This window comes from Pseudomonas sp. TMW22080 (genome assembly GCF_022496745.1).
GTDB classification, from domain to species: Bacteria; Pseudomonadota; Gammaproteobacteria; order Pseudomonadales; family Pseudomonadaceae; genus Aquipseudomonas; species Aquipseudomonas bubulae.
The window spans coordinates 1-2,657 of record NZ_SCFF01000011.1 but is presented as its reverse complement, the minus strand read 5'-3'; the positions used below and the strand labels follow the sequence as shown (position 1 = coordinate 2,657).

General features: G+C 58.4%; 2 protein-coding genes. Both read right to left on the bottom strand.

The genetic code is table 11. The annotated features are described in order from the left end of the window. Window positions 1-296: 296 nt before the first annotated feature. Window positions 297-722, bottom strand: a complete 426-nt coding sequence (locus tag EQV96_RS23230) for a hypothetical protein (RefSeq protein ID WP_240882455.1) — start codon at window positions 720-722, stop codon at window positions 297-299. Between the two features lie 635 nt (window positions 723-1,357). Further along, the gene (locus EQV96_RS23225) at window positions 1,358-2,065 is read right to left on the bottom strand and encodes a protein rep (protein ID WP_240882454.1); all 708 of its coding nucleotides are present in this window, start codon (window positions 2,063-2,065) and stop codon (window positions 1,358-1,360) included. Window positions 2,066-2,657 lie beyond the last annotated feature (592 nt).

Here is a 2,657-nt window from a genome sequence, read left to right as displayed (position 1 = left end):
ATGCGCACCAGCTTTGCATGGAATCCCATAACCGCGTGGAGGACAGCAAAGCACCCTCGCCGGGTGGCATCCCCCGGGCCCGTTCGGGCCCAGGGAATTGCCAAAGGGTGATTTTGTCCGTGTCGGGTCAAGGGTTCGCTTCGCCCGGGACTCCGTTCGCCGCGACGATGAAACGAGTCACGACGAGCCGGGGTCGCGGCCCCTGACCTGGGAAGGTTCAACGGTGGACAGACTGTCCTCGATCGGAGTGCGGGAACTTGTTCCCGTGCAGAGGTCGAGGGGACAAGCGCAGCGCGTCAGGCGTGGGCAGCTCTGACCCTCAAGGCCATCACCTGGCGAGCTGGCAGCTCGCGCAGTGCAGCGTTGCAGAACGTCAGGGCGCCACGGATCGATTTGGTTTCCTCGTCCCAATGCTCCAGGTCATCCAGGGAAAACTGATATTTCCCCAGGAAGGCCTCCGCCAGATCACTTGCCAAGGCTCTGTAAGCCTCTCCAGGCGTTTTTAACGCCGAATCAACTGAATCTCCTACGGGGTCGTGAATCGCTCCTGTATCGCCTTCCTGAGCCCTCACAAGGGCGTGCGCGTTGTATTCCGCTGCACCTGTTTCGGGATCCTCTGCTGGGTTGCCTGGGCAAAGCATCGACTCCCAGGGCAGGACGTACATGGATCGACCGAGGATGTCCTGCAGGACGTAATCCGAAGGTTTTGCGAGACGCTGCATGAGGGCTGCTCCAGGCGAAAATCGCATGGTAGCGCAGTGGCCTTTGGGCAGCTGAAAGCTGCTTCCAGAGCGGCCTTAGCCGCTCTGATAAACCGACGTCGAAGACGGCGGAAACAGACTTACAGACACCACCCGAGCCCACGAGGGGGGTGAGGAAAAATGGCCCCCAGGCCAAATTTTTCCGTTCTGCCCTGGTGCAGCCCGTTCAGGGCGAAACCAGGGTGCGAAGCATCAGTCCGCACCGCTTGCGTGCGCGTCAGGTGAAACCGGACCAACCTGGTTTCGAGCCGAAGCAGCAGAGGGAGGGACGAAGTCCCGTACCGATGCGTCGTGAAGTCTCAGAAAGCGGGTTGGTCCGGCTTTTCCGGACGCGCACGCGGGTGAATTTTCGAGACAAGCCCGTCCAGGGCGCAGGGGAGGAAAGAGGGTGGCGAATTGCGCAGCAATTCAGAACCCTGAAGGCCTTCCGGGGCGCTCCCCCGGGAGGTTTGGGCGTCCCGTAGGGGCGGCCACTGAACCCCGCAGGGGTGAGGGCACTTTGCTGTTGGTTTCTATGGTTTTGGCTCTTGCCGTTCTATTGCAGGTTCTATTGTTTTTCCTATTAGCCCGGCAATAGGAAGGCAATAGAACCGGGGTCAGTCGCGAAAACTTGCCGGCTGATAGGAATCGTCCAGGTAGCGATAGAACCGATCCAGATACGGGAGCCCATCGAGAGGCTCATCGAGCAGTGAGTCTGGAATATCGACGCCACGGAACGTGCCGAAACTGTTCAGCAAGCGCTTGCCCTTGAGGATCTGCGCCGCGTGCCAGTTGTCAGCCAGGGTCAAGTCGGAGAACTTCACAGCGTACTTAAACACCTCCATGAAACCCTCCACGGGATCGCCCAGAATTGGCCTGCAATCCACGACCATACTGTCGCCAGTGATCTTGTGCCACTCGGCGCTGAGGTCTGTTTGTGATGGCATAGAGGTCGCCAGAATGATCATGTGGCAGTGAGGATGCCAACCCTTGCCCTTGTTGGTCAGCTCCAAGGTGTAGACCGCTCCCTCTGCCTTGCAAAGCTCTGTCCATGGAGCACGCGGAACACCGGAATTGAAGTTGCGGCGACGGTCCAAAAGCTTACGCAATGACTTGCTGAGGTGAGTCTGCCTTTCTTCCAACGCATCGCCATTTTTGACCGTGAGGGTCAAGAGATATGGGCGCAAATCCGGTCGTTCCGCTTGGATCACCTGCCATCGCGTCAGGTAAGCCCCGAGGGCCTTGGCCCCGCGGCGGATAGCACACAGCGGGCAGACCAGGTGCTGCTTGCAGAACGTCGCGTTGTGCAGTCGTACCTTGCCCACGGTGGGATACTCCCGAAAGTGCAAGTAATTCCCACAACTGGCGAGGCCAGCAGCAGTTTTGATAGACGCTTTGGACGGTGCCTTTCGGAGATGCACTAGCATCGCCTGAGACCTTGTGTGAGCCACGCCGTAGCGTGTTATTCTCTCGTCCAGAAGCTTAGCTTCGTCGGCCCCTGTGAACTCCCCTCCCGCCAAGTTGGTAGAGTTCCCAGGGGTTTTTTTATGCGCCATGTTCGGCCCCCATTTGGATGGGACCGAGCATAGCATCTGCATGCACATTGTTTCTATGTATCAAGTAAAGCAGAGATCCGCCCGCCTCAACTCCGCGCAAAGCCCCGTAATCCGGGAGCATCAGAAGAAATATTGCAGCCAGGACCTGAAGGTCACTGCGGTTCAGCTCAATGGAAATTTTCATAGGTCTCTCTCGGTGGTGGTACCGAAATTTTCCCATTGAGTTCAAGCCTTATGCGCACCAGCTTTGCATGGAATCCCATAACCGCGTGGAGGACAGCAAAGCACCCTCGCCGGGTGGCATCCCCCGGGCCCGTTCGGGCCCAGGGAATTGCCAAAGGGTGATTTTGTCCGTGTCGGG